The organism is Gracilinema caldarium (genome assembly GCF_029265695.1).
Lineage (GTDB): Bacteria > Spirochaetota > Spirochaetia > Treponematales > Breznakiellaceae > Gracilinema > Gracilinema caldarium_A.
The window spans coordinates 23,906-48,709 of record NZ_JAJUHW010000014.1; the positions used below are offsets into that span (position 1 = coordinate 23,906).

At 48.7% G+C, this 24,804-nt stretch carries 21 protein-coding genes and 1 tRNA gene; 17 read left to right on the plus strand and 5 right to left on the minus strand.

The annotated features are described in order from the left end of the window. Window positions 1-89: 89 nt before the first annotated feature. Together Q7P68_RS06475 and Q7P68_RS06480 are read left to right on the plus strand one after the other, a co-directional pair. On the plus strand, window positions 90-1,853 hold the full coding sequence (locus tag Q7P68_RS06475; RefSeq protein WP_304224252.1) for a hypothetical protein: 1,764 nt from the start codon (window positions 90-92) through the stop codon (window positions 1,851-1,853). A gap of 9 nt (window positions 1,854-1,862) precedes the next feature. After that, window positions 1,863-2,504 carry a chemotaxis protein CheD gene (locus Q7P68_RS06480; RefSeq protein WP_304224253.1) on the plus strand — a complete coding sequence of 214 codons (642 nt, stop codon included), beginning with the start codon at window positions 1,863-1,865 and terminating at the stop codon, window positions 2,502-2,504. Here the strand turns inward: Q7P68_RS06480 and Q7P68_RS06485 are convergent. Then, the gene (locus Q7P68_RS06485; protein ID WP_304224255.1) at window positions 2,491-4,380 is read right to left on the minus strand and encodes an RNB domain-containing ribonuclease; all 1,890 of its coding nucleotides are present in this window, start codon (window positions 4,378-4,380) and stop codon (window positions 2,491-2,493) included. The genes Q7P68_RS06480 and Q7P68_RS06485 overlap by 14 nt on opposite strands. 164 nt (window positions 4,381-4,544) lie before the next feature. On the opposite strand from Q7P68_RS06485, the gene Q7P68_RS06490 reads away from it, so the two are divergent. The 7 genes from Q7P68_RS06490 to Q7P68_RS06520 are packed head-to-tail and all read left to right on the plus strand — an operon-like array spanning window position 4,545 to window position 11,827. After that, window positions 4,545-5,876 (plus strand): aspartate kinase, encoded by a 1,332-nt coding sequence (locus Q7P68_RS06490; protein WP_304224257.1) that lies wholly within the window; start codon window positions 4,545-4,547, stop codon window positions 5,874-5,876. Between the two features lie 15 nt (window positions 5,877-5,891). Further along, the gene (gene dapB, locus Q7P68_RS06495; RefSeq protein ID WP_304224258.1) at window positions 5,892-6,692 is read left to right on the plus strand and encodes a 4-hydroxy-tetrahydrodipicolinate reductase; all 801 of its coding nucleotides are present in this window, start codon (window positions 5,892-5,894) and stop codon (window positions 6,690-6,692) included. An 11-nt stretch (window positions 6,693-6,703) separates the two neighbouring features. Next, window positions 6,704-7,612, plus strand: coding sequence for a 4-hydroxy-tetrahydrodipicolinate synthase (dapA, locus tag Q7P68_RS06500; protein ID WP_304224259.1), 909 nt, complete (start codon window positions 6,704-6,706; stop codon window positions 7,610-7,612). 30 nt (window positions 7,613-7,642) lie between these two features. After that, entirely contained in the window at window positions 7,643-8,740 is a 1,098-nt protein-coding gene (gene asd, locus Q7P68_RS06505) for an aspartate-semialdehyde dehydrogenase (RefSeq protein ID WP_304224261.1), read from the plus strand. Between the two features lie 9 nt (window positions 8,741-8,749). Then, window positions 8,750-10,024 carry a diaminopimelate decarboxylase gene (locus Q7P68_RS06510; protein ID WP_304224263.1) on the plus strand — a complete coding sequence of 425 codons (1,275 nt, stop codon included), beginning with the start codon at window positions 8,750-8,752 and terminating at the stop codon, window positions 10,022-10,024. A 15-nt stretch (window positions 10,025-10,039) separates the two neighbouring features. Next, the gene (locus Q7P68_RS06515; protein WP_304224264.1) at window positions 10,040-11,263 is read left to right on the plus strand and encodes an LL-diaminopimelate aminotransferase; all 1,224 of its coding nucleotides are present in this window, start codon (window positions 10,040-10,042) and stop codon (window positions 11,261-11,263) included. 45 nt (window positions 11,264-11,308) lie between these two features. Continuing rightward, the gene (locus tag Q7P68_RS06520; protein ID WP_304224265.1) at window positions 11,309-11,827 is read left to right on the plus strand and encodes an asparaginase domain-containing protein; all 519 of its coding nucleotides are present in this window, start codon (window positions 11,309-11,311) and stop codon (window positions 11,825-11,827) included. A gap of 5 nt (window positions 11,828-11,832) precedes the next feature. Here the strand turns inward: Q7P68_RS06520 and Q7P68_RS06525 are convergent, their stop codons facing one another. Together Q7P68_RS06525 and Q7P68_RS06530 are read right to left on the minus strand one after the other, a co-directional pair. Next, the gene (locus Q7P68_RS06525; RefSeq protein WP_304224266.1) at window positions 11,833-12,804 is read right to left on the minus strand and encodes a hypothetical protein; all 972 of its coding nucleotides are present in this window, start codon (window positions 12,802-12,804) and stop codon (window positions 11,833-11,835) included. A gap of 1 nt (window position 12,805) precedes the next feature. After that, window positions 12,806-14,032 carry a hypothetical protein gene (locus Q7P68_RS06530; protein ID WP_304224268.1) on the minus strand — a complete coding sequence of 409 codons (1,227 nt, stop codon included), beginning with the start codon at window positions 14,030-14,032 and terminating at the stop codon, window positions 12,806-12,808. 97 nt (window positions 14,033-14,129) lie between these two features. Here Q7P68_RS06530 and Q7P68_RS06535 point away from each other — a divergent pair, with 97 nt between their 5' ends. The 8 genes from Q7P68_RS06535 to Q7P68_RS06570 all read left to right on the plus strand — a co-directional run bounded on the left by Q7P68_RS06535 (window position 14,130) and on the right by Q7P68_RS06570 (window position 22,733). Beyond that, window positions 14,130-16,568, plus strand: coding sequence for a chemotaxis protein CheA (locus Q7P68_RS06535; RefSeq protein ID WP_304224270.1), 2,439 nt, complete (start codon window positions 14,130-14,132; stop codon window positions 16,566-16,568). A gap of 12 nt (window positions 16,569-16,580) precedes the next feature. Beyond that, window positions 16,581-17,969 carry a CheR family methyltransferase gene (locus tag Q7P68_RS06540; RefSeq protein WP_304224271.1) on the plus strand — a complete coding sequence of 463 codons (1,389 nt, stop codon included), beginning with the start codon at window positions 16,581-16,583 and terminating at the stop codon, window positions 17,967-17,969. A 15-nt stretch (window positions 17,970-17,984) separates the two neighbouring features. Then, window positions 17,985-18,449, plus strand: coding sequence for a chemotaxis protein CheX (locus Q7P68_RS06545; RefSeq protein ID WP_304224272.1), 465 nt, complete (start codon window positions 17,985-17,987; stop codon window positions 18,447-18,449). 12 nt (window positions 18,450-18,461) lie between these two features. Further along, window positions 18,462-18,911: a response regulator gene (locus Q7P68_RS06550; protein ID WP_304224273.1), complete on the plus strand. Its 450-nt coding sequence runs from the start codon at window positions 18,462-18,464 to the stop codon at window positions 18,909-18,911. 56 nt (window positions 18,912-18,967) lie between these two features. Next, window positions 18,968-19,041: transfer RNA gene (locus Q7P68_RS06555), tRNA-Val, on the plus strand. A gap of 94 nt (window positions 19,042-19,135) precedes the next feature. After that, window positions 19,136-20,614 carry a glucose-6-phosphate dehydrogenase gene (gene zwf / locus Q7P68_RS06560; protein WP_304224274.1) on the plus strand — a complete coding sequence of 493 codons (1,479 nt, stop codon included), beginning with the start codon at window positions 19,136-19,138 and terminating at the stop codon, window positions 20,612-20,614. Next, window positions 20,614-21,543, plus strand: coding sequence for a glucose-6-phosphate dehydrogenase assembly protein OpcA (locus tag Q7P68_RS06565; protein ID WP_304224276.1), 930 nt, complete (start codon window positions 20,614-20,616; stop codon window positions 21,541-21,543). Before zwf ends, Q7P68_RS06565 begins: the two co-directional genes overlap by 1 nt. A gap of 119 nt (window positions 21,544-21,662) precedes the next feature. Further along, on the plus strand, window positions 21,663-22,733 hold the full coding sequence (locus tag Q7P68_RS06570; protein WP_304224278.1) for a 2-hydroxyacid dehydrogenase: 1,071 nt from the start codon (window positions 21,663-21,665) through the stop codon (window positions 22,731-22,733). Here Q7P68_RS06570 and Q7P68_RS06575 read toward each other — a convergent pair. Together Q7P68_RS06575 and efp are read right to left on the minus strand one after the other, a co-directional pair. Then, complete coding sequence (locus Q7P68_RS06575) at window positions 22,730-24,148, minus strand: methyltransferase (protein ID WP_304224280.1); 1,419 nt, start codon at window positions 24,146-24,148, stop codon at window positions 22,730-22,732. The two genes, Q7P68_RS06570 and Q7P68_RS06575, sit on opposite strands and share 4 nt — an antisense overlap. Next, complete coding sequence (gene efp, locus Q7P68_RS06580; protein WP_304224282.1) at window positions 24,141-24,704, minus strand: elongation factor P; 564 nt, start codon at window positions 24,702-24,704, stop codon at window positions 24,141-24,143. Before efp ends, Q7P68_RS06575 begins: the two co-directional genes overlap by 8 nt. Window positions 24,705-24,804 lie beyond the last annotated feature (100 nt).

A 24,804-nucleotide genomic window follows, 5' to 3' on the forward strand; every position in this document is an offset into this window, starting at 1 on the left:
GAAAATTTTTTGGGGGATGTCCTACATGTATTGGCGGACATCCCCCTTTTTTACTTGTAATCAATTGGTCTACCACATATACTTACAGTATGACTGACCTCTCTATTTCAACCGCAGTTTTTACTGAAAAAATAGGTTCCGTTGTAAATGAATCGGAACAGATGTTTTTAACTCTTGGCAAGGTCAGCCCCCTCTTTGTTCGAGAGCTCCATGAAAACCTTGTATCTTTGGAACAATCTTTTGCTTCCGAAACGGGAGTAAATACCGCAATTTCAAAACTCGATCGGTTATTCACTCAAACGAAAGATCGAATCGGAAATTGCAGCCTCATATTTTCTAAGATGCACGATCGGGGCTCATCACTGCTCACCTCCCTCTCGGATTCTTTAGATCGGCTTAAGGCTATGGAGGGCATTATAGAAAAAATACGGAATGATTCCGAAGATATGGCACTGATTTCCTTAAACGCACTCACCGGAGCTTTAAAATCTGGTGCTGCAGGCCGGGGATTCAGTGTCATTACCGAAGAACTCATGAGGCTTTCGGATCAAACAAAGGTTGTAACCGATCAGCTAGAGTCCGATAGTTTAGCCCTTATGAAACAGCTTACCGGTTTTACTGGTGAACTAAAAAAACTGGAAGAGCTGCAAAATACCGTGTTCGAAGGACTCGATGAACTTATTACACAGCAGTTTGTAGCTATCGAAGAAAAGGTTAAAAATCTCACCAAATCACTGTACGCCCTTGTACAAGAAAGCAAAACTCTGGAAAAACCGGTATGTGCCATCATGGAAACCATTCAGATCCATGATATTGTACGGCAATCTTTGGATCATATCCTCATAGCACTCCGGGAATATGAAGATATTAAAAACTCCGCTTCTGTAGATGCCGATGAACTTGAAGCCTTCAAAGGGCAGCTGCTCATTTTGGGCGAAGTCATTATGGAAGATGTTATAAGCCGTTTCGAAGAGGCCCTCCGTACCTTTGATACCGCCTTTACGGCCATACAAAAGCTCATACGAAGGGGGGAAAAAGAACGGACCATCCTTTTAAGAGAGCACTTCTCTCACCTCTCAAGTTCATCTATGCAGACAGTGTTTGAAGAGTCTGCCCGTACACTTACCATGATAGAACAAAATCTTTCGAGTTATTTGGCAATTAAACAAAGCGTTGCTTCCCAGGGGAGCAGGATTGCTGAATATGTTTTAGCCATATCCAAACAATATGGCAAATTCGAAAAAATCATTAATCGATTCAATACCATCGATATCGCTGCCCGGATTGAAATTTCAAAACAAAGCATGCTGCATTCAATTAAAAATACGGTGACCGCTATGACCGGTCTTATTAACAGAATAAGTTCCGATGTGGAGGATGCAAAAAAGTCTAGCCAATCCTTTATTGAGGATACCCATACCGCTCTTTTTGATTATGGAAAAACCTTCGGAGAAGAGGTCACTACTTTCTCGCTTGCCCAACAGGAATTAGTACAAGCTTTCCGGCTCTTTGCCTCATTTCAGGAAGACCTTGAACAAAATACAAGAAATTTTACTCTTTTTTCAGAAACCTTTATCAACCTGCTCGAAACCCAGGAACATGAAATTGGTAAAATAAAAAATCTCATTATTCAATGTAAACAGATTAAGGATTATTTCTCAGAGATTCGGGCAAAAATGCCAGAAAGCTCAGAGAATGTTGAGATCCGGAACCAGCACCTAAAGGATATTATCAGCAAATTCACGATTTATGCCCATAAGCAAGCGGCGGCAGAAATCGGCAACTTTGAGGTAAGCTCCACAAAGGGTATTAAGGATGTGGATCTGGAAGCGGGCGAAATAACCTTTTTTTAAGGTGGGCTTATGTATTCTCATCGTGTATTAGCCTATGAACAGCCTATTACCATCATAAGACCGGGAGAATACCTTGTTTCTCAAGAAGATATTATTATCTCCACTGTTTTAGGTTCCTGTATAGCGGTTGCAATGTATGATGCAAGCACCGGTTCTGGAGGGCTAAACCATTTTATGTTGCCCGCCGCATTTATACATCAGCACTCTACTCAAGCAGGGGGCGCTGGCCCGATTATTGAACCAGATCCGCGGGATTTTTTGGAAGACAGTGCTCGTTATGGTATGTATGCCATGGAAGTGTTGATTAACGGACTGCTCAGGCTTGGCTGCCGGCGGGATCACTTAGCCGCTAAAGTTTTTGGCGGTGCTTCTGTCCTTGGCTTTGGTAAGGATGGTAGAAAAACCGTAGCTCAGAGCAACATTGATTTTGTTTTTGAGTATTTAGAAACCGAAAAAATTCCGATCATTGCTTCCGATGTAGGCGGTTCGGATGCTCGAAAAATCCTCTTTTTTGTTAAAGAAGGAAAGGTGCTTCTGAAGCGAATTAAGGGAACTTATACGAACCTGGTTGCTCAGGAAGAACAAATCTACGAAGAACGGCTCAAGGCAAAACCGGTGGAGGGATCTGTCCATTTCTTCACGGAAGAATAAACATAAATTCCAGCTCCGGCAATTTTACCGATTTCAATGTTACCGTAACGGTATCGTTGTAGCTGACCGATTCTTTTACGGCCACTTGGGTTTCTAAGGCCAAGGCTGGAATGATAACTGTTGCCCGGTTGCCCTTTATGTCTACCACCACCGCTTCCCATTGGCTTCCTATTTTATCCTCTAAATACACCGCGGTCCAATGGAGCTTGGAAGCCCGTTCTGCCTGGATAGTAGCCGCCGCAGCGGCCTCGCCGGCCGCAACCCGTTCTAGGATTTCATCAATATCAAGCAATTGCTCTCCCTTAAGGTAGCGTCTCAATTGCTGGTGGGCCAGAAGGTCCGTGTATCGCCGCAAGGGGCTTGTAACCTGGGTGTATACCGAGAGCCCCAGTCCCGCATGGTCTCCCGGCTGGGCCGAGAGCCGGCGGGGCCGCATGCAGCGCCGCAGCTGATAGGACCCTGCAAGGCCCGGCAGTACCTCGTTCGGCAGGTCTCCGATTTCCTGGGCTACAAAAGGAAAAGGAATGCGGTTCCGCATGGCCCAGCGGGCTGTGGCCTCTCCTGCTATGAGCATGCACTCCCGGACCATGTCAGCTGACCGGTAAGAAGGTATGGGGGAGAACTGAATCTCTTTTTCTGAAACCCCAAGGTGAATCTCAGGGAATTCAATGGTTACCGCACCGGCGGCTTGTCTGCGCAGGATATTTTTCTCAGAAAAATCAAAAAGGCTTTTCAGGATCGGTTCTTCGCTCAGGCGATCCGCTTCGTCGTAGGTAAGCCGCTTAACCCGGACAAGGCTGCGGAAAATATCGATTGAATCAGGGCTCCCATCTTCCGCGAGGGAAATTTTAAAGGTCAATGCCGGCGATATTTCATCTAAACCTAAGGCAAAGTGCCGCAGGCTGTCTTCGTGAAGCATCCTCTGGGCCCCTTCGGGAAGGTACAGGGTAGAACCGCGGCTCCGGGCTTCCAGGTCCGCTTCGCTATCATTTGGTACAGAAGCGGCTGGGTCTGCTACATGTACATACAGAGTGGACCCTTCTAGGTACACCGCATCATCAGGGTCGGTACTCCAGGGATTATCGATGGCAAAGGCCGGCTTGTCGGTCAGATCAAGCCGATCCTCCTGAGGCGGCGGAGCAATAGGTGTCCGTGCAGAGCCCTGGGGACAGCCAAAGCGGCTCGGATATGGGTTGATGAACTGATCCCAGTACCCGATTTTTAGGAGCAGTTTGTGCGCCTCTATAGGGGTTTCGGCCTTTCCTAAGTCCCGCAAGGTGCGGCTTTTGTCAGTTTTACCGAAGGCGAGGGCTTCTGCATCCTGGAGAAATCTTCCCTCGTTTACTTTATCATAGGTGCCGTTTCTGAGATGCTCAAGGAAAAGTTCCCGCTCTTCCTGTTCCCGATTTTTTTCGTTCCGCTTTCTTAAAATCTGCGCCACATCCTCTGGAGTCCGCACCTGTACATATATCCTGGGGACTGCCCCTATGGCCTGTGAGGCTGCCGCAGCTTCTGCCGCTTGGACTTGTACCGTTTTTTGATCCGCTTCTATAAAATAAAGTCCATCTAAGAGCAGTTTGTAGATTTCCCAGGCTGTCCGGGGCGTATATTCACCGAAAATAAGCTCCGCCGTTTCCTGCACACTGGTCTGGCTTCCCTGAAGCAGCTCCCAGGCCCCCGCAACGTCTCCATCAGAAAGAGGGGTTTCCAGTAATTTAAGAGACGCAAGCGGCCCTGGGTGGAGCAGGGTAATATCTTTTGGGCGTAACTTTATTGTTTCTCCCGAGGCGAGCTGAATGGTAAGTTTTTCTCCATTTTCAGTGATAATGGCCGGTTTCGATTTATAAATGACAAGGGCCTTTTCCAGTGTACTCATGTTATCAGTGTAGCATGTATATTCATTGTCTCTCAACTGATGCTTTTTCAAAACTGGGGGAGTTTTGAAAATGGCCTCATATACATTTTATATACAAAAATTGATTTAGTATTGCATAAAAATACATAATTTGATACAGTACATGCCATAATGGAGGTTTATCGATGATTGTCATGAAATTTGGCGGCAGTTCTGTTGCCAATGCGGAGCGTATTTGCTATGTCACCGAAATTGTACGGTCCCTTTTGAATCAAAAACCTGTGCTGGTGCTTTCCGCTATGGGTGATACCACCGATCATCTTTTGGATGCGGCAGATGAAGCATTAAAAGGCCATGTTTCGGTAGAAAAAATCGAAAACCTCCATAAACAGACAATCCAGGATTTACAGTTGGATTCTCAGGTCCTCGCAGAGGTTGATGCGCTTCTTGCGGAGCTTAAAAGCCTCCTCGTAGGGATCTCGCTAATAAAAGAGCTGACGAATCGGACGAAAGATTACCTAGTCTCATTTGGGGAGCGGCTTTCCATAAGAATCGCCGCCGCTTATTTCCGCGCTGCAGGTATTCAGGCCAAAGCGCTTGACGCCTGGGATGCGGGTTTTCAGTCCGATGCCCAATACGGCCAGGCAGAGGTATTGCCGGAAGCCTGGAATCGTATTGCGGGTACCCTTATTCCCTTGGTGGAATCTGGGGTGCTGCCGGTGGTCACCGGCTTTATTGCTAAAGATGCCCAGGGCAACATTACTACCCTTGGGCGCGGCGGATCGGATCTGAGCGCGACCATTATCGGCGCGGCGTGTAAAGCCCAGGAAGTCCAGGTCTGGAAGGACGTGGACGGAATACTCACGGCGGATCCCCGGCTTGTGGCTTCCGCCCGGCCTGTGGAGGCGGTAACCTACGAAGAAGCAGCAGAATTGGCCTACTTTGGCGCTCAGGTACTCCATCCCCGATCCATGCAGCCCTGTATTGCCACCGGGACGACTGTACGGGTGAAAAATTCCTATAATCCCTCGGCTACGGGTACAAAAATTGTCGGTAAACTGGAAGGCAACGCAGGTCCTGTGCGGGCCATTACTTCAAAAAAGAATGTCACCCTGGTCGATATTGTATCGAGCCGAATGCTGGGCCAATATGGTTTTCTGGCGGGGGTTTTCAGTGCCTTTTCGTCCCACAAAATTTCTGTTGATATGGTAGCCACGAGCGAAGTGTCCATTTCGCTCACCCTTGATGCAGCCCACGACCTGGCGGCTCTGAAAAGGGACTTAGAAAAAATTGCCAGTGTAACGATAAAAGAGAAAAAAGCTATTATTACCATTATCGGAGACGTTCGCCGCTCATCGGAAATTCTTGAGCGAAGCTTCGGCGTGTGTGCTTCCCTGGGTGTGCAGGTTCAGATGGTTTCCCAGGGAGCAAGCAAGGTGAACATCAGTTTTATTGTGGACGATGCGGAAGCTCCGCGGGTAGTTCAGGGCTTGCATCGTGCCTTTTTCGAAGCCTAAGGGTGCGGAGGAGCCATGAATATTGCCCTGATTGGTTACGGCAAAATGGGTCATATGATCGAGGCTGCCGCTTTGGAACGGCAGCATCGGATAGCAGCCTATGTGGATCCAGTGGTCCCCCCAGGTAAGGGATTTACTTCTGTGGCGGAAATGCTGGCTTCGGGCATTCAGATTGATGTGGCGATCGAATTTACCCGGCCTGATACGGCGATACCCAACATAAAAGCCCTGGTGAATGCTCGGCTTCCTGTGGTGGTTGGAACCACCGGATGGTATGCAGGCTTGCCGGAAATTGCGCAGAAGGTGCAAGAAAAAGGTTCGAGCCTTCTGTGGTCCAGTAATTTTTCTATAGGCGTACAGCTGTTTTTCAGAATCGCAAGCTACGCTGCAAAACTTTTTAATGAGTATGAGGAGTATGATGTGGGCGGATTCGAAGCCCACCACAATAAAAAGGCCGACAGTCCATCGGGGACTGCTAAAACTCTGGTGGAACGGGTACTCAAAGAGCTGGATCGAAAAAAAAACCCAGTTTATGATACCTTGGATCGGCCTCCGCGGCCGGAGGAACTCCATTTTTCGAGCCTCCGTGTCGGATCCGTTCCGGGAACCCATAGCCTTTTTTTCGATTCAACAGCCGATACCATCGAACTGACCCATACCGCCCGGAGCCGCGAAGGCTTTGCCCGCGGTGCTGTCAGGGCCGCCGAGTGGCTGGTTGGATGTACAGGTCCTGGGGGATCCGGAACGCTCAGGCGGAACGGGGTTTTTACCATGGATGATGTACTGGCCCATATTGATGCATTTAATCAACATTAATGGAGTGTTTTATGATGGAATTACGGGGAGCCTTTACTGCCCTTGTTACTCCCATGCATGCCGACGGAACGGTCGACTATGAAGGATTCAGGACCCTGGTTCGTTTCCAAATAGAGAAGGGGATTCACGGTCTTGTACCTCTGGGGACTACCGGCGAAACGCCGACTTTGGAACGGGAAGAACAGGATAAGCTTATTGAGATTGCGGTACAGGAAGCCGCTGGCCGTGTGCCGGTCATTGTCGGTGTCGGGTCCAATTCAACTTCCCACACGATTCAGAATGCTAAACGGGCCCGTTCTCTCGGGGCGGATGCAGTCTTGGTGGTTACCCCCTATTACAACAAGCCTACCAACGAAGGCATCATTCGGCATTTTACCGCCATAGCAGACGCTACGGATGCACCCATCCTTATTTACAATATCGCTTCCAGAACGGGCAAAAATATTGATGTGCCAACCATGGAGAAGCTTTCTCTGATTCCGACGGTGATCGGAGTCAAGGAGGCCTCCGGGGATCTGGCGCAAATGGGAGACATTATCCAGAGTGTTGCAAAACCGCGCAGAGCTCAAGGAAAGCCCTTTGCGGTACTCTCGGGAGATGATGCCTTTACCCTTGCCCTCTGCGCTCTGGGAGGGGATGGGGTGGTGTCCGTAGTTTCAAATTTAGTTCCCGACAGGGTGAGCCGCCTCGCTGAAGCCTGTCTCGCCGGGGATTTTGCCAAGGCGCGGGAATTCCATTACAGCCTGCTTCCCCTCTTTAAGGGAGCCTTTATTGAAACTAATCCAATCCCCATAAAGACTGCCATGGGCTGGTCCGGACTTCCTGCTGGTCCCTGCAGGCTGCCCCTTTGTGAATTGGAAGCAGCGAATGTACCAAAGCTTAAGGCCGCCCTTGAAGCAGCCGGCATCAATGTGAAATAAACCTGCTATAATAATAAGGAGAAAATAAAAATGCAGAAAATACCTGTTGGAGTTCTTGGTGCTACCGGAATGGTTGGCCAGCAGTATATAGCCCTCCTTGCGGAGCACCCCTGGTTCGAGGTCCGCTATGTGGCAGCCTCTCCCCGCAGCGCGGGAAAAAGCTACGCAGAAGCCGTGGCTGGCCGCTGGCACCTGAGCCGCAGTTATGGCTCAGGGGTAGGAAACCTTATCGTTGCCGATGCCAACGATGTTCAGGCTGCGGTAGCGGCCTTTAAGAAGGGGGACTGCGCCTTTGTGTTTTCAGCCCTGGAAATGTCCAAGGACGAAATAAAAGCTCTGGAAGAAGCCTACGCCGCGGCGGGTATCCCGGTAGTATCCAACGCGTCAGCCCACCGGTGGACTCAGGATGTTCCCATGCTGATCGCCGAAATCAATCCGCACCATGCGGATATTATTCCCCAGCAGCGGAAACAGCGGGGCTGGGATAAGGGTTTTATCGTGGTAAAGCCCAACTGTTCCATTCAAAGCTATATGACTCCCATTTGGGCCCTCATGCAGGAGGGCTACGAAATCCGCCGCATGTTTGTCACTACCATGCAGGCCGTTTCCGGCGCGGGGTATCCGGGCGTACCAAGCCTTGATATGATTGATAACATTGTACCCTATATTGGCGGAGAAGAAGAAAAGTCCGAACAGGAACCACTTAAAATTTTGGGTTCCATACAGGGAGGCAGCATTGTAAACGCTTCAGGGCCCCTTGTTTCTGCCCACTGTAACCGGGTCCCGGTCGTGGACGGGCACACCGCCTGTGTAAGCCTTGAGTTTGGGGATAAAAAACCAAGCATCGACGAAGTAAAGGCAATCTGGAGTAAATTCCGGGCTCTTCCCCAGGAGCTGAAGCTGCCCTTTGCACCGGAACAGCCCATTATCGTCAGGGAGGAGGCAGACCGGCCCCAGCCGCGGAAGGACCGGGATGCTGATAAGGCCATGGCCGTCAGTGTGGGACGCATCAGGCCCTGCAAGCTCTTTGATCTGCGTTTTGTCGGACTTTCCCACAATACGGTCCGCGGTGCTGCGGGTGGCGGTATCCTTAATGCGGAGCTTCTCAAAGCAAAGGGTTATCTGTAAGATTACATTATGAACAACAAAACCTTTCCGCTTTCTGCAGAACAATTGCGGAACCTTGTTTCGCAGTATCCTACTCCCTTTTATCTTTATGACGAAGGGGCAATCCGGAAAAATGCCCGGGCTATTAAAAAGGCTTTTTCGATTTTACCAGGCTTTTTTGAGCATTTCGCGGTCAAGGCGCTGCCCAATCCCTTTATCATGAAGATCCTCCATGACGAAGGTTTTGGCGCCGATTGTTCGAGTCTGCCGGAGCTGCTCTTGGCTGAGCGTGCAGGGATTCGGGGTGAGGAAATCATGTTCACCTCCAATGATACCCCCGCTGAGGAGTTCCGGGCGGCACGAAGGCTGGGTGCCATCATCAATCTTGATGACTTTACCCATATTGAATTCCTTGAATCTGCCGCGGGTATACCGGATTTGGTTTCCTGCCGGTACAACCCGGGTCCTCTTAAAGAAGGCAATGCCATCATCGGAAAACCGGAGGAGGCCAAGTACGGTTTTACCCGGGATCAGCTATTCGAAGGCTACCGGCTCCTTAAAGCAAAGGGGGCCACACGCTTTGCACTCCATACCATGGTGGCTTCGAACGAACTCAATATTGAATACCATATCGAAACCGCCCGGATACTCTTTGAGCTTGCAGCGGAACTGTACCGCAAGCTCGGCATCCGGCTCGAGTTTGTAAACCTGGGGGGCGGCGCGGGCATTCCTTACAGGCTCGAACAAAATCCCATCGATTATGAAGCCCTTGCTCGGGGTATCCGCGCCGCGTACGATGCGATTATTGTGCCCGCAGGTCTGGATCCGCTGGGAATACACCTTGAGTGGGGGCGCATTATTACCGGTCCCTATGGCTGGCTTGTGAGTAGAGCGATTCACGAAAAACATATCTACCGGAACTACATTGGCCTCGATGCTTCCATGGCGGATCTTATGCGGCCAGGCATGTACGGGGCCTACCACCACATAACGGTGGCAGGCAAAGAGCAGGAAGTCCCTGCAGAAACCTATGATGTGGTAGGGAGCCTCTGTGAAAATAACGATAAATTTGCAGTCCAGCGGAAGCTCCCTAAAATCGACATCGGAGATGTGCTCATTATCCATGATGCGGGAGCCCATGGCAGAGCGATGGGCTTTAACTACAACGGAAAACTTCGGGCAGGGGAACTGCTGCTCCGTACCGATGGTTCGGTGCTCCAAATTCGGCGCCGTGAAACGGTGGAAGATTATTTTGCCACCCTGGACTTTTCAGCCCTCGCCCAGTTTTCTCCAGAGAGAACCTAAACAAAGGAACTAGTTATGCTTGTACGCAACAAAAATCTTGGAAATCTAAAGGCTGGCTACCTTTTCCCGGAAATAGCAAAGCGCCGCCGGGACTTTCTTGCCAAACATCCTGAAGCAAAGATTATCAGCCTTGGTATCGGGAATACTACCGAACCCATTACGCCCCATATCGATGCGGGCCTCGTGGAAGGTGCCCGGCGGCTTGCCACCAAGGAAGGCTATACCGGCTACGGCGACGAGCAGGGCATGACTGCCCTCCGGGAACGAATCGCCCAGGTCTTTTACAATTCTCTTAAAGGATGCAGAACAATTAGTGCCGATGAAGTATTTATCTCCGACGGTGCTAAATGTGATATCGGAAGGCTTCAGCTGCTTTTTGGCAGCTCTGTTCCGGTGGCAGTCCAGGACCCTTCATATCCGGTCTATGTAGACGGTTCAGTCCTTATCGGGGCTGCTGGCCCTTGGAATGGTACAGGCTATGAAGGTATTCGCTACCTTCCCTGTAATGCGGAGAACAATTATTTCCCCGATCTGGCAAAGCTGCCGAAAAACGGCCTTGTATATTTCTGCTCTCCCAATAATCCCACCGGAGCGGTAGCGACGAAGGATCAGCTCACTGCCCTTGTTAAAGCAGTCCATGAGTCTGGCTCTATTCTGATCTTTGACGCAGCCTACGCTGAATATATCCGATCCCCCGAACTTCCCAAGAGTATTTTTCAAATTCCCGGTGCCGAAACCTGTGCGATCGAAGTTAATTCCTTTTCTAAACCAATTGGATTTACCGGTGTCCGTCTTGGTTGGACCATAGTTCCTAAAACCCTGGTCTACGATGGAGGTGAAAGCGTTAATGCCGACTGGAACCGTATATGTACTACGGTTTTTAACGGAGCCTCCAATATTGCACAGTACGGCGGGCTTGCGGCCCTTGACCCTGAGGGGCTTAAAGAAATACAACAGCTTACGGATTACTATCTGGAAAATGCCCGGCTGATTAGGAGTACCTTGCAAAACCTTGGAATTTCTTGCGTCGGAGGAGACAACGCGCCTTATATCTGGGCCCAGTTCCCCGGCAGGACGAGCTGGGATGTGTTTGAAAAAATCCTCGAAACATGCTGGGTTGTAACCACCCCCGGTTCAGGGTTCGGTCCTGCAGGAGAATCATTTATCCGCTTTTCCGCCTTTGGCCACCGCGAAGATATCGAAGAGGCTTGCAAGAGACTTACTCATTTAACCCTCTGATCTAGGCAAACGATGCGCCCCTTTGGTATAGTAAGCCCGTTCTGAATGGCCCTGGACACAGAACGGGAGATTCTAATGAATGGTATAAGAATACTTATAACCGGCGGCACCTTTGATAAACACTATGACGAACTGAAGGGTGTATTGACCTTCAAGAATAGCCATCTTCCGGATATTATAAAACAGGTTCGTATCACCGTTCCGGTGGAACTCGAAATTAATCAGTTGGTAGACAGCCTTGAAATGGGTGACCAGGACAGGCAAAATATACTTGCGGCATGCAAAAAGGCTCCTGAGGATAGAATCATCATTACCCATGGAACGGACCGCATGGTCGATACGGCAAAGGTACTCGGTCCTGCGGGCCTGCAAAAGACAATTGTACTTACCGGTGCCATGGTTCCCTATTCAGTGGCTGGCAGCGATGCTCTGTTTAACCTGGGCTGTGCTTTTTCTGCGGTCCAGCTATTACCAGCCGGGGTGTATATCACGATGAACGGCCGGGTTTTCCCCTGGGACCGGGTGAGAAAAAACTACGAAAAGGGTGTGTTCGAAACAATATAATCCTCTTATTGAGCTGCCTCTGATGCTGTCTCAGATTTTTCATCCGGGGCAGCGTTAATGTCTTTCCCTATCGATAAGGCTCTGCGCGTAGGAAGCTTAATATTGTCCGCTGAGATTACTATACCGATAATCCCTTCATAAAGGACCGCAGTGCTTGCGGGGCTCTTGAGGCTGCCTACACCCCAGGCGTAGAGGGGAGAGCGGGCTCCTCCCATAATTTTAAAAGCATCGGAAAATCTAAAGGTGGCATTCATGCCAATCATAAGGGCTGCTAGTTCATCTATGCTGGTGCTGGCGCTTATATAAGAGCGTTTGAGCGATTGGTATCCTAAGGTAATGATTGCCGTATAGGGAACATTTTTCTTGAACACCTCGGTGACCATATCATAATTAGTAACGCTGTCTACCGTGGTAAGACTTGCAGTTTGTTTCAGGGTAAAGGTTTTTGTGGATAGTCTGAAACTGGTAAGGGTATTAGGCCCCCATACCCCAAAGGCCATTTCGCTCCGCTGCTGTACATAATCCCCAGGAACAGTAATACCCGCTCCGATGGTCGTATCGGACCGGAAGGTCCCATACAATACCCCCGGCAATGTCATAGTTAAGGTCGTAGAAAGACCGGATGTTATAAGTGATGATGCTGCGTTGAATAGGCCAAAGAAAGGTCCCACTGCAATTTTAGCGTATCCCGTATCAAAGGACACGGTTGTATAGAGGCTGTTTCGGAGTATGGGGTCCCGGTTAAAGATGACGGCAAAAAGAGCGCTGTCTGCTATTGGTTGTTCAAGTTTAGCGGTCCCGCTTATATATAAGAGTTCGGCAAATGGTTGGTTGCCATCACTCAGGGCGGTAACCCGGCTGGTATCAAAAACCATATTTCCCAGGGAACCTTCCAGACTGATATCGAGGGCAAAAGTTGATGAGCCGAACCCTAACAAAAGAAAGAAGCTAATAAATGCTATTGCTTTATATTTCATATCAATAGGCCGTCCGTACTCCTATAAAAATATCAGCCATTTCCAAGGGCTGGGTGTATTTTAATGGATCCACACGAATTTTAAGATCCCAGCGGATCCCTTCAGTTACCGCACTGATAAAAGGAGAAATACGCAGTGCAAAAGAATTTGAAGCTGAACTTGAACGGAGGTTAAGCGTACTTTCAAGGCCTCCTTGCACCCGGTATTTATAGATATTCCCAATGAGTAATTGAGCATTTATATCCGTTGCTCCCCGCTCCTCTGAATTCACAAGCTGCAGATACCTGACTGGATGATAAAAAAGGGTAAAATGCAGGGCAAAAAGACCAATGGCAAGCCGGGGTTCAAAAAGGAAATAGAGGTTATCTACTTTTAGATCCGTACCGCTTTCCCATCCAGGAATACCCACCTGCGCGAGAAAGTCGGCTCCCATGCCGGTAGAAAAATAAGCGAGAAGGCCTCCCCGGTACATGCCAAAATCTCCGTAGGGGAAAGTTGCACCGGCAAAGGCTTCAAACTTTACATATTGGCTGTTAATGAGGACCCGTAAATCACCTGAATATCTGCCGCTTTCTGGAATCCCCGTCGTTTCGTTGATAAAAGCGCTGTCCTGATACAGATACAGCATGGGGATAATGTTTTTCAAAGCCAGCAATGAAAGCTGGAACCCGGTTCCGATAGCTTCATGAATTCCGTTATATTGATACGCAGGATTCCCGCCGATACCCTGCGGAAAATAAGCAAAGCCCTTAAATTCAGTTCCTATAGGAGAACTGCCGAAAAGCAGAGGAAAGTCATCCCCGGAACAGAAGGTGTCCGAATACCCAATAAAATAACTTATTTCGATAGGTAGCTCGAAGGGCTGCCGGGCGCTTACTTTTGCAAGCTTAAATTGCAGGGCCGCAAGATTATTAAAACGATCTAAAAGTGCATTATAGTCTGCTGCCGTTGGAGAGGCTGTAACTGGCTCAATACTGGTCCTGCCGTAACCAAGGGTTTTTTCCAGGTCCCGAGAAGTAAAGGCAAGCCGTAAAAGGCCGCCGTATTTGTAGCCCCCTGCCAGAGCGATATCCGCCTGGGCTATGGAAGAAAGTGCGAAGGTCCCATTCGTTATGGTTCCCGTACTTGCCATCTCAAGAGAGGGAACACTGAGTTCTGCGGCGAAGGAGTAAAAGGAAACAAATAGAAGCGGGAGAAGGGACAGAAGAATGTTCTTTCTGGGGCTCATTTTATGCTCCTTTTTTTCTATTGTAGCATGTTATAGGGCAACTTACAACAAATAAGCCTTGACGTAAGACGATTTGTGTATAAACATTATCAATGTCATGAGTGATTATTTAGATCCAAACAACGAAGAACTCCTGAAAGACTTTTTTAGCGAAGCCCAGATGCAGGTCGAAACCCTGGAACAAAACATTCTGGTGCTGGAAAACGAGGGTCATAATCGGGATGCGGTGGATGAAATTTTCCGTGCTGCCCATACCTTAAAGGGCGGGGCTGCAACGGTCGAAATGAATGAATTGTCGTCTTTTACCCATTTGGTGGAAGATGTGCTGGATGCTATCCGGTCCGATCAGGTACCCGTCAATGAAGATGTTATTGATGTACTCCTTTTGGCAATAGATATCATTAAGGATATGCTCAATGCCCGTATGGAAGGTTCTGTCTATCGCGGTGACAGCTCAGCCATTGAAAAGCGGCTTTCCGCCCTGTTACCCGAAGGAGGCCGGCGGGGCAAGCAGGGGGCTAAAGCCGTGCCAGCAGCCAAAGCTGTTCAAACTGAAGCCGTAAAGCCAGCTCCTACTGCTTCATCTGCTGGAAAGCAGTCGGATAAAGGTTCTCTCACCGAATATGAAATTCTCGAAATGCGGCAGGCTGCGCAGGAAGGGACGACCATTTATCGCATCTCGGTTACCTTTAACGAGGATAATGTGATGAACACGGTCGGCGGTATACAGGTTTTTGCCGCTTTAAAAGGTGTCAGCACCGTATTGCGAACCGTACCAGACTTTGAGCAGCTCTATGAGGATGTGTTTCATCCAGTTGTAGATTATTACGTTTCCAGTAACCATAGCCCTGATGATTTATACCGGATTGTTTCCATTCCGGATGTAACGGTGCAGGCAGAAATAGAAGATCTTGGCCGTGGAGGCGCAGGCGTAAAATCACAAGCTAAACCTGAAGCTGTGACCCCCGCGGTGCAGCCTGCAGCGGCTTCTAAACCGGTCCCTGCACAGGCTCCGTCTCAGCAGCCAGCCCGTGCTACCAGCCCTGCTCCTGCGGCGGCTCCTAAAGCAGCAGAGGTAAAAGAGCAGATTGTACAGGACGAAGGCAAGGGAGAACAGGAATCGGAGGCTAAACGGGCTGGCAAGGATGCGGGCTCGATCCTTCGGGTGGATTCAAAACGGATCGATAATCTTCTGAATCTGGTCTCTGAAACGGTCATTACCAAGGCAACCTTTAACCAAATATCCAACCAGTTTGGAGAACTGATGACCCAGCTTCAGGGAACTGAAGCTCTCTATCGTGAGAAAATGAAAGATCTCTTTGACCGACTTCCTGAGTATCTGGAAAGCATACAGAAGAGCAGAACGGTTAAAGAAATACGCAAAGAAATATCCGAGCGGTATGGCGATCTTTTTACCCTCTTTGATCCCATAGAAACGGGCCTTAAGACCAGCATCGGCAAATACCGCTCAACAGCACAGAACCTTGGCCGAATTACTGGAGAACTTCAGGAAGGGGTCATGCGGATTCGTATGGTGCCCATCAGCCAGATTTTCAATCGGTTCCCGCGTTTGGTCAGGGATCTTTCCAAGAGCCTTAATAAAAAGGTGAATCTTGTAATTGAAGGTGAAGAAACTGAGCTCGACAAGTCCGTCATTGAAGACCTGCTTGATCCTATTATGCACTCAGTTCGGAACTGTATTGACCACGGAATAGAAGCTCCCGAAGTCAGGCTTGGCGCAGGAAAAAGCGAAACCGGTACGGTGCTGCTTAAGGCGAGCAACGAAGGTAATATGATTATCATCGAAATCGCCGATGACGGTAAAGGTATCGATGTAGATGCGGTCAGAAACAAGGCAATCGAACGGGGGCTCATCCACCCGAATAAAGAATTGACTGATGTGGAAGCCTTTAACCTTATTTTTGAGCCCGGTTTCTCCACCGCAAAAGAAATAACTAACATATCCGGCCGCGGTGTGGGGCTTGATGTTGTTCGCCGGCAGGTAGAAAAACTAAATGGCATGGTTACCGTCAGTTCAGAACGGGGCAAGGGAACCAAATTTACCATCAAACTGCCCCTGACCCTGGCTATCATACAGGGCCTTCTGGTGCGGGTTGGAAGCGAAATATACTCTATCCCGATTACATCAGTTATCGAAAGTCACCGAATAAAGCCCTCCGAAATCAAAATGATCGATAACTACGAAGTGTTCAATATTCGTAACGATGTCATTTCCCTTCTCAGGCTTAACCGGCTTTTCGGTATAAAAACGAATGAACAACGGGAATACAATTTTGTGGTTATTGTCGGTACGGCGGAGAAAAAAATGGGCCTCATGGTTGACAGTCTCATCGGCGAGGAGGACGTGGTCATAAAGCCCCTGCGGGATCAGTTTACTAATTCACCGGGGATTGCCGGGGCTTCGATACTGGGAGATGGCTCGGTTTCGTTGATTATTGATGTGAGCCAGCTCTTGGAACTGGGACTGCGAAAGGAATTGGAAGAACGGCGCCGTCGGGAAGCGTCAATTCGGTAGATGGGGAATAGTATGCAAGCACATGAGCAAAACCTTAAAGCGGAAGATATCATTGCCGTAGGCAATAGTGCCGCAGGCAGTAGTGCCGCAGGCGGCAATGGGGAAACCCTCAGAACAGACAAGGCAATTACCGTAGATTTTAAAATGGTTACCTTTTCGCTGGCTGGCAAGGACTATGGCGTTGATATCATGAACGTCAAGGAGATTGCCAAGGCAAGCAAATTTACCTATGTTCCGAATGCTGCGCCCTTCCTAAGGGGAGTTTACAACCTGCGGGGTGAAATTATTCCTGTCATCGATTTCCGAATCTTCTTTCATCTGCCGGCAGAACGCAAAAGCGATGATGCCATGGAAAACCTGCTGATTTTAAGACTAGAAGACCATGTTTATGGAGTTATCGTAGACAGCATTGACAAGGTTGTAGGTATTCAGTCGAGCAATATACAGCCCCCGCACCCGATTTTTGGTGACATCAATATAAAATACATTCATGGGGTAGTGGAGAATCAGGGACGGCTTTATATTATTTTGGATGTAAACCGTATTTTTGAACAGAAGGAAGAAGAAAAGCCCCGGCTTATTTCGGAAACTGCCAGTGGTACCTATTTTGCAACCCAGAGTGCAGTGCTAGAAAAGGAAAGTGCCGCAGCTATATCAAAAAACTCCGGTTCAGAGCTCGAGTTTATTAAAGAAACGCTTTTTGCGCTTAAACATTTTGCTGCTACACCGCTCAATGAAACATGGATCGTAAATCGCTTTGAAGAATGGAAAAAAGTAAAAAACAATAAGGAATTACAGTTAAAGAACGTGGAAGATGCGGATGAGTTCCTTTCTACGTTTTATTCTCCCTGCAATGGCCGTCTGTGGGACGAAACCTATGCAGAACAGGTTCTTGCTGCACTGCCGGATCTTAACTCTAAAACCATTATGGTCTGGAACCCTGGCTGCGGTAAGGGCTATGAAAGTTATTCCCTCGCCTGTTTGCTTAAAAAACGATACAAGGATGCTCGTATAAAGATTTGGGCAAGTGATAATGATCTATTGGCGGTCTCTTCAGCTCCCAATATGGTATTCGAGCTGGAAACGGTGCCCGCTTTGTATCAGGAATACCTCGTTAAAGGCCGTTATGGGTATTCATTTAATCAGGAAATAAAGGATGCTATTCTTTTTGAATACCATGACATGAAAAATGTGAATCCCTTTACCGACCTGGATCTTATTATGGCCCGGGATGTCCTCTCTTTCCAGGATATAAACGAACAGAACAAGATTTTGAACGATTTTACAGAAAAATTAAAAGCCCGCGGTCTTGTATTGGTAGGTCAACACGAACAGTTGCCTGAGGAAGAATGGACCCGGCTTGGCACGGATCCAGTATCCTTGTATATGTATAATAGCTAACGGAAGGAGAAACACATGAGAGTCGAATACATCAATCCCTTTGTAGAGTCAGCCTTTAATGTTCTTAAAGAAGTGTTGAATACGGATATTAAACGGGGTGAATTATACCTAAAATCGACCACGATGCCCGTATTGGGCGTTGCCGCTCTCGTTGGTCTTGCGGGGGACGTGGAAGGCCGTGTTTTGTTTGACATGTCTAAACAAACGGCTCTTGCGGTGGCGTCTACCATGAACGGTGAACAATTAACCAGCCTTGATGAACTCGCTAAGGCTACTATCACCGAGCTCGCCAATATGATTACCGCTCAGGCGGTTACTAAGCTGCATGATCTGGGTTTCAAGTTTGACCTTACCCCTCCAGCTCTTTTTACCGGTGACAATATGGAAGTCTCGGACCATGAGGTCGAAGCCCTGATTGTTCCAATGGAAACACCCCAGGGAAAAATCGAGATAAATGTCGCAATCCGTGAGCGAGCCTAACAAGGAATGCCTATGAAGACGAAACAGGATTTTCCATCAATAAACGAGCGGGAACCAGACGGTCTTAAACCGGATGGAACACCTTTTCGGGTTCTGGTTGTAGATGATTCCATGTTTGTTGCCAAGCAGATTGGTCAGATTCTTACCTCAGAGGGCTATGAAGTCGCTGCCACCGCCGCAGATGGTGAAGAGGGTGTGGAAAAATACAAGGAATTGTTTCCCAATATAGACTTGGTGACTATGGATATTACCATGCCTAAAATGGATGGTATTACCGCCCTTGAACATATTATGAATTTTGACAAGAACGCTAAGGTCGTCATGATTAGTGCCCTGGGTAAACAGGATCTGGTTAAAAAATCTTTGCTTTTAGGGGCAAAAAATTACATTGTTAAGCCCTTAGACCGTAAAAAGGTCCTGGAACGGATTGCCCAGGTGCTTGGCAAGACCTCTGGAGCCTAACAGAAAACAAAACCTATTGACAAAGTCCGCGCTTCTTTGGTATATAGAATAGGCGCGGGCGGTTAGCTCAGTTGGTTAGAGCACCAGTATGACACGCTGGGGGTCACAAGTTCGACTCTTGTATCGCCCATAGAACCGGGGAGTTTTAAGATAATCTTAAAACTCCCCTTTTTTTTTTAGCTATGCCATTGTTTCAATATTAAATCTTTTATATATTACAAGTCATGGAACAAAACATATTTGCGGCGGGTTTACCGGTCCGAAGACGTCCCAGACCTTTTACGCTGTTAGTGTTTGGTGCATCAGGAGATTTAGCTCACCGAAAATTATATCCCGCCTTTTTTTCCCTCTTTAGGGAAGGCGCCGTGGATGACTGGTACCTAGTCGGTTTTGGCAGGCGACCCTGGTCAGACAGTGATTTTCGCAGCGAAATTGAAAAGGCGCTCAGTGATTTTAAAATCACCGAAGATGAGGCCCGGTGTTTTTTTTCCCGCTGTCTGTATGTGCAGGGTGATATTGATGATATTCAAGCCTACCACCGGATCGCATCGATCGTTGAAAAAGATAGGGATCTGATAAGCTATCTTGCAGTCCCACCAGAACAGTATAAGCCAATCATAGATAACCTATATAAGGCCGGACTTTCCAAGCGCAGCCCTTTGGAAAGCCGTGTAGTAGTAGAAAAACCCTTTGGCCGAAGCGGTAAAGAAGCAGCGGAGCTCAATGACTTTATCACCGAACGGTACGAAGAGGATTCAATTTTCAGAATAGATCATTATCTCGGCAAGGAAACGGTTCAGAATATCGCGGTGTTCCGTTTTGGAAACGGTATCTTTGAACCGATTTGGAACAACAATTACATACATCATGTAGAGATAACCGTAGCAGAGACTGTTGGGGTAGAGAAACGGGCTGCGTACTATGAACAATCGGGAGCTCTGCGGGATATGGTTCAGAACCATTTGCTTCAGCTTCTGGCGCTGGTTGCCATGGAACCGCCGACCTCTTTTACTTCTGATACGGTACGGGACGAAAAAGTAAAGGTTCTCAGAGCGTTACGGCCCCTGTCTGAGCTGGATATTCTTTCAAATACCCTTCGCGGTCAATATCGTGCAGGTCTCATAGACGGTCAAGCTGTACCGGGCTATTTGGAAGAAAGCGGTGTAGACCCCCAATCGAAGACAGAAACCTATGCAGCCCTGATGGCCCATGTAGACTCCTGGCGCTGGTTTGGGGTTCCCTTTATTCTCCGTACCGGGAAACGGCTGAGCCGCAGGGTTTCAGAAATTGCGGTTCATTTTAAAAAGCCTGCTATGAACCTGTTTCCTCAAGCATTTGGCGGAGCCAACCAATTAGTCTTCCGTATTCAGCCTGATGAGGGGCTTACGCTCTATCTTAATACGAAAATTCCCGGTCTTACCGATAGATCAAGGGTTGTATCTATGGACTTTTTGTACGGTACCGGTTTTGGCCGACCTTCGCCCGAAGCCTACGAGCGGCTCCTCCTGGATGCCCTTATCGGCGATAGTACCCTTTATACCCGCAGGGATGAGGTAGAAGCCTCCTGGGCGTTCATCGATCCCATACGGCGCGCCTGGGATGCCCAGGCTCTGCCACTGCACCTGTATGAAGCGGGCAGTTCCGGTCCCCTGGCTGCCCAGGGACTTGCGGAACGTATTGGCGATCACTGGAGGCGATTATAATGTATCCCAAGATATCAGTCTTAGAACAGGAACTTATGGCCCGACTCAAAGAACATACGGGGGGTAATGCACGGGCCATGTCTGCAACCATTATAACCTTGTCCTCTAAAGCCCATGCAGAGGAAGTGGACCGATGGACCGAAAGCCTCATGGGCCGCCGTCCCGCCCGGCTGCTCCATCTTAGAGGCTATGCTCCCGATGGGCTGCACAGCTGGTCCTCCGCGCGCTGCGCATTGGACCGTCAGGAGCGTGGCATTTGTTTTGAAGATGTCTATATAGAAACCCCCGATGACAGCGCATATCAGGGCCGCATCTGGAGCGCCCTGGTACTGCGAGAACTCCCTGCATTATTGGTCTGGACCCTTGGACCTGAGGCTTTAAATAGCTGCGAATATGATTGCGCTGAACGGGTGGATTTAACCATTATAAACGGAAGCTGGGACCTGAAACACTACAAACGAGGCCTTGCCGTTTACCGAGATGCGGTCGCAAGCGCTTTGCAATCGAACAAAGCTTTGGTTGACCTTTCTTGGGAACAGCTGCTCCCCCTGCGGTATGCCTTTTCCCGCCTTTTTGATGCTCCCCATACGCAGGATATTGATTTGCTGAGAACGATAAATATTCAAGTATCAGACCCTTGGACGCTTCACCTCCTCAAAGGATGGATACAGGACCGAACCAAGGGAAAATCTATACAAATTGATGGGCGCCTGGAGCCCTCGTACCAGGATGGAACCGGCCAAATTTCCTGCACCTTTGCCGATGGTACATTATCTGCTATCGAGGTCCATACTTCGCGGCAGGCAGAGCTCCGGTACCGGGACGGCAAGTCCCTGCAGATCAGTTTGCCCGATGCCAGTATCGGTGCCATTCTTGAACGCATTGTAGATTCTCCAGTAGCGGATCCTCTGTATAAACGGGCACTCTAGCGCCTCTGATATCTGTCTGCTGAAATAAATTGACTCTTATGGCAGCCGTATCTTGACTATAATTCGATAATTTATTATCGTATAAAAGATGACTTAATTAGTCATAGATAGGAGGTTCTATGAATACGGTGATGAAACGAGAAAGCCCGGTTCGTGTAGCTTTTTTTGATACAAAACCCTATGATCGGGAATATTTTGACGTCTATAAGAGCAGCTTTAATGTGGAAATAAAATATTTCCCCTCAAAACTTTCTGCGGATACAGCGAGCTTGGCTCAGGGCTATGATGCGGTCTGTGCCTTTGTGAATGATGAACTGGACGCTCCCACTGCGGATATCCTTGTTGAGGGCGGTGTCCGGCTTGTTGCACTCCGCTGCGCAGGATACAACAATGTGGACCTGAAAGCCGTGTGGGGCCGTCTGCATGTTGTCCGGGTACCTGCCTATTCTCCCCATGCAGTGGCAGAACATGCCATCGCTCTTCTTTTAACTCTTAACCGAAAGATTCATAAATCATATATCAGAACCAGGGAAGGCAATTTTACCCTTGCGGGCCTGGTGGGTTTTGACCTCTTTGGAAAAACTGCAGGTATTATTGGAACCGGCCAGATTGGCCGTATTACGGCAGAAATTCTTAAGGGCTTTGGCATGAAGGTTCTCGCCACTGACCCCTTCCCTAATGAAGGCTGGGCTGCTGAAAAGGGGGTTCAGTATACCTCTATGGATGTTCTTTTCCGACAGAGCGATGTGATTAGCCTCCATTGTCCCCTGACCCCGGAAAATCATCATCTAGTGAACAGCGAAAGTCTTGCCAAAATGAAAAAGAATGCCATTATCATCAATACAGGCCGGGGTGCACTTATTGATACCAAAGCGCTGATCCATGCGCTTAAAACACACAGTCTGGGCGGGGCTGCCTTGGATGTGTATGAAGAGGAGGATGAGTACTTTTTTGAAGACCATTCCGCTTCGGTCATAAAAGACGATGTTTTGGCTCGGCTTCTTACCTTCCCGAATGTGCTGATTACGGGCCACCAGGCGTTCTTGACCCATGAGGCTTTAACGGCCATTGCCACTACCACATTGGGAAACATACAGAACTACTTTGATACAGGCGATTTAAGCAACGAAATTTGCTACCGCTGTACTCAGAAAACCTGCAGCCGCAAAGAAACAGGCCGCTGCTTTTAGACTGCTTTCTGATACGCCAGGACTTTCCAGCCCTGGCGTTTTAGTTCACCGATGCGCTGAAAGCCTTTCCGTTTCTGTCGGTCAAAACGTTCTGCTTCGGTGGCCGAGAGGCCGATAAAAATGAGGCTGCCCGGATCGGCAAGTTTTTCGAGGCCCGTCCAATAAGCGGGCCAAGGAGCGGTTTTGGGAACCGGATCGGGGAATAGAAACATAAGCGGAAAGGGGCCGCCGCTGGCTTTAAGAAGCTCTTCCGCGGAAAGGTCTGGATCTACCGAAGGAACAATAGCGGGGGAAAGGTCCCGAATGGCTTGATCCGTATGATTCACTGAGTAGGACCCCTTTAGGTTTTCGAGATTTTGTTTTGTTGCAGTGAGGGACAGTATATTTCTCCCACCGATTACTGGTGTAAAGGAGATTTGTGCCAACTCTTGTAAAAAGCTTATTACAAACCAGAGGGGAAAGTGACCCTGTCCCACCTCAAAAAAGAGGATAGGAAGATGTTCTCTCCGTGTAAGAAAAGACCGTATCTGGTGCTGTAATTTTAGAATCAGGGCAGCCATAAGCTCGTGGATATAGTGGGGCTGGTCAAAGTCCTCCACACCATGAAGGCTTTGCAGGGTGTATTCAGTATCCTTTATCTGGTAGGTTCCCAAGATCCGCTTATAGGCTTCCCAGGAAAAGGATTCTTTTGCAGCTACCTTCTCTGCATCTTGCTGCGCTGGCGGCTTTCCATAAACAAAGACTCGATGCTCAGGACCAGCAGTTTCTTCGACCAGTTCCGCTCCATATTTGAGTATCCAGCCCTTAAACGTTTCTGCCAGAGGGTCTACTATGACAACGAAGACCCGGCCCGCCTCTTCCAGCAGGGCAAGAGAACGCCGGACGAAGTATTCAAGCACCGGGAGCCCCGCTTTAGCGGGTATGTTTGACACAATCCAATCATAGGGGCCTGGGGCAGAGAGGAGGGGTTCTGTATGGGTGGAAAAGCGGGGCTCCCGCAGGCTGCCGGCCTGGCTAACGGTTTGGTCGCCTGTGATGGTGTCAACCAGGCCGCTGCCTAACCCGTTGGCCAGGCCGTTGCAGGCGGTGAACTGGCGGGCTAGTTCATCCCGATCCTGAGCGCGGATAACAAAGTTCTCATGGCCCTCTTTCTGGAAGTAAGATCCCAGGGCTATGCCAATAACTCCTGTGCCGGAACCGGCATCGAGAACGCGGTGGGGCATAGATAATGAAGCACTTTTAAGTTTATCAATATGATTGGAAATGACCCGTAAAAGAAGCCGGGTCCCGGAATCGACATCGTAGGAACTGAAAAGCCCATGGGAAAGGGTAAGGGTAATTTCCGTTCCCTTAAACCGCATAGCTGTGGTTTTTGACCCATAGGCTTCCATAACCGGGCAGGTGTGTTTAGTCATTCACCCGTTCGACGTACTCGTTGGTTTCCGTATTTACAAGAATTTTTTCACCCTGTTTGATGAAGAGGGGTACCCGGACGGTAAGACCCGTTTCAGTTACGACCGGTTTGGTTGCCCCAGATACGGTGTCTCCTTTAACGTAGTTTTCGCTTTCTGCAACGGTAAAGACAACCTTGTAGGGTATCTTAATATCGATCACCTGGCCTTCCCAGAGGAGCAGGTCGTAGGTTTCGCCTTCTTTAAGGTAATATTTTTTGTCTTCCATGCCGGATATGGGGACTTCAAACTGGTCATAGGTGTTGTTATCCATGAAGTGATAGTAGTCCGTATCAGCGTATTGATACTGGCAGGAATGGGTATCTACCTGGGCGTCTTCAACCTCCAACTGGGTTGGTATGGTTTGGGTTAGGACCGAACCGTCCTTGAGACTCTTCATTTTTACCCGTGCAAATGCTCCTCCCTTGCCGGGATTAACAAATTCTCGTTCAACCACAATAAAGGGCTGGCCTTTTTGCAGAAGACAGGTGCCTTTGGCGATATCTCCGCCTCGAATCATAATGTTCCTCTCTTATTAGAATACGATATGCAGTGGTAGCAAAATTATAGCAAGTTCATCAATCTTAGTCTAGAAAGCCATGCTATCATAGGGCATACTG

Bases quoted from the DNA above. Each gene is read 5' to 3' on its own strand.
- Q7P68_RS06570 (WP_304224278.1), top strand. From the start codon at position 21,663: ATGAATACGGTGATGAAACGAGAAAGCCCGGTTCGTGTAGCTTTTTTT.
- dapA (WP_304224259.1), top strand. From the start codon at position 6,704: ATGATGGAATTACGGGGAGCCTTTACTGCCCTTGTTACTCCCATGCAT.
- efp (WP_304224282.1), bottom strand. From the start codon at position 24,704: ATGATTCGAGGCGGAGATATCGCCAAAGGCACCTGTCTTCTGCAAAAA.
- Q7P68_RS06480 (WP_304224253.1), top strand. From the start codon at position 1,863: ATGTATTCTCATCGTGTATTAGCCTATGAACAGCCTATTACCATCATA.
- Q7P68_RS06485 (WP_304224255.1), bottom strand. From the start codon at position 4,380: ATGAGTACACTGGAAAAGGCCCTTGTCATTTATAAATCGAAACCGGCC.
- Q7P68_RS06550 (WP_304224273.1), top strand. From the start codon at position 18,462: ATGAAGACGAAACAGGATTTTCCATCAATAAACGAGCGGGAACCAGAC.
- Q7P68_RS06515 (WP_304224264.1), top strand. From the start codon at position 10,040: ATGCTTGTACGCAACAAAAATCTTGGAAATCTAAAGGCTGGCTACCTT.
- dapB (WP_304224258.1), top strand. From the start codon at position 5,892: ATGAATATTGCCCTGATTGGTTACGGCAAAATGGGTCATATGATCGAG.
- Q7P68_RS06545 (WP_304224272.1), top strand. From the start codon at position 17,985: ATGAGAGTCGAATACATCAATCCCTTTGTAGAGTCAGCCTTTAATGTT.
- Q7P68_RS06510 (WP_304224263.1), top strand. From the start codon at position 8,750: ATGAACAACAAAACCTTTCCGCTTTCTGCAGAACAATTGCGGAACCTT.
- asd (WP_304224261.1), top strand. From the start codon at position 7,643: ATGCAGAAAATACCTGTTGGAGTTCTTGGTGCTACCGGAATGGTTGGC.
- Q7P68_RS06530 (WP_304224268.1), bottom strand. From the start codon at position 14,032: ATGAGCCCCAGAAAGAACATTCTTCTGTCCCTTCTCCCGCTTCTATTT.
- zwf (WP_304224274.1), top strand. From the start codon at position 19,136: ATGGAACAAAACATATTTGCGGCGGGTTTACCGGTCCGAAGACGTCCC.
- Q7P68_RS06520 (WP_304224265.1), top strand. From the start codon at position 11,309: ATGGCCCTGGACACAGAACGGGAGATTCTAATGAATGGTATAAGAATA.
- Q7P68_RS06475 (WP_304224252.1), top strand. From the start codon at position 90: ATGACTGACCTCTCTATTTCAACCGCAGTTTTTACTGAAAAAATAGGT.
- Q7P68_RS06575 (WP_304224280.1), bottom strand. From the start codon at position 24,148: ATGACTAAACACACCTGCCCGGTTATGGAAGCCTATGGGTCAAAAACC.
- Q7P68_RS06540 (WP_304224271.1), top strand. From the start codon at position 16,581: ATGCAAGCACATGAGCAAAACCTTAAAGCGGAAGATATCATTGCCGTA.
- Q7P68_RS06565 (WP_304224276.1), top strand. From the start codon at position 20,614: ATGTATCCCAAGATATCAGTCTTAGAACAGGAACTTATGGCCCGACTC.
- Q7P68_RS06525 (WP_304224266.1), bottom strand. From the start codon at position 12,804: ATGAAATATAAAGCAATAGCATTTATTAGCTTCTTTCTTTTGTTAGGG.
- Q7P68_RS06535 (WP_304224270.1), top strand. From the start codon at position 14,130: ATGAGTGATTATTTAGATCCAAACAACGAAGAACTCCTGAAAGACTTT.
- Q7P68_RS06490 (WP_304224257.1), top strand. From the start codon at position 4,545: ATGATTGTCATGAAATTTGGCGGCAGTTCTGTTGCCAATGCGGAGCGT.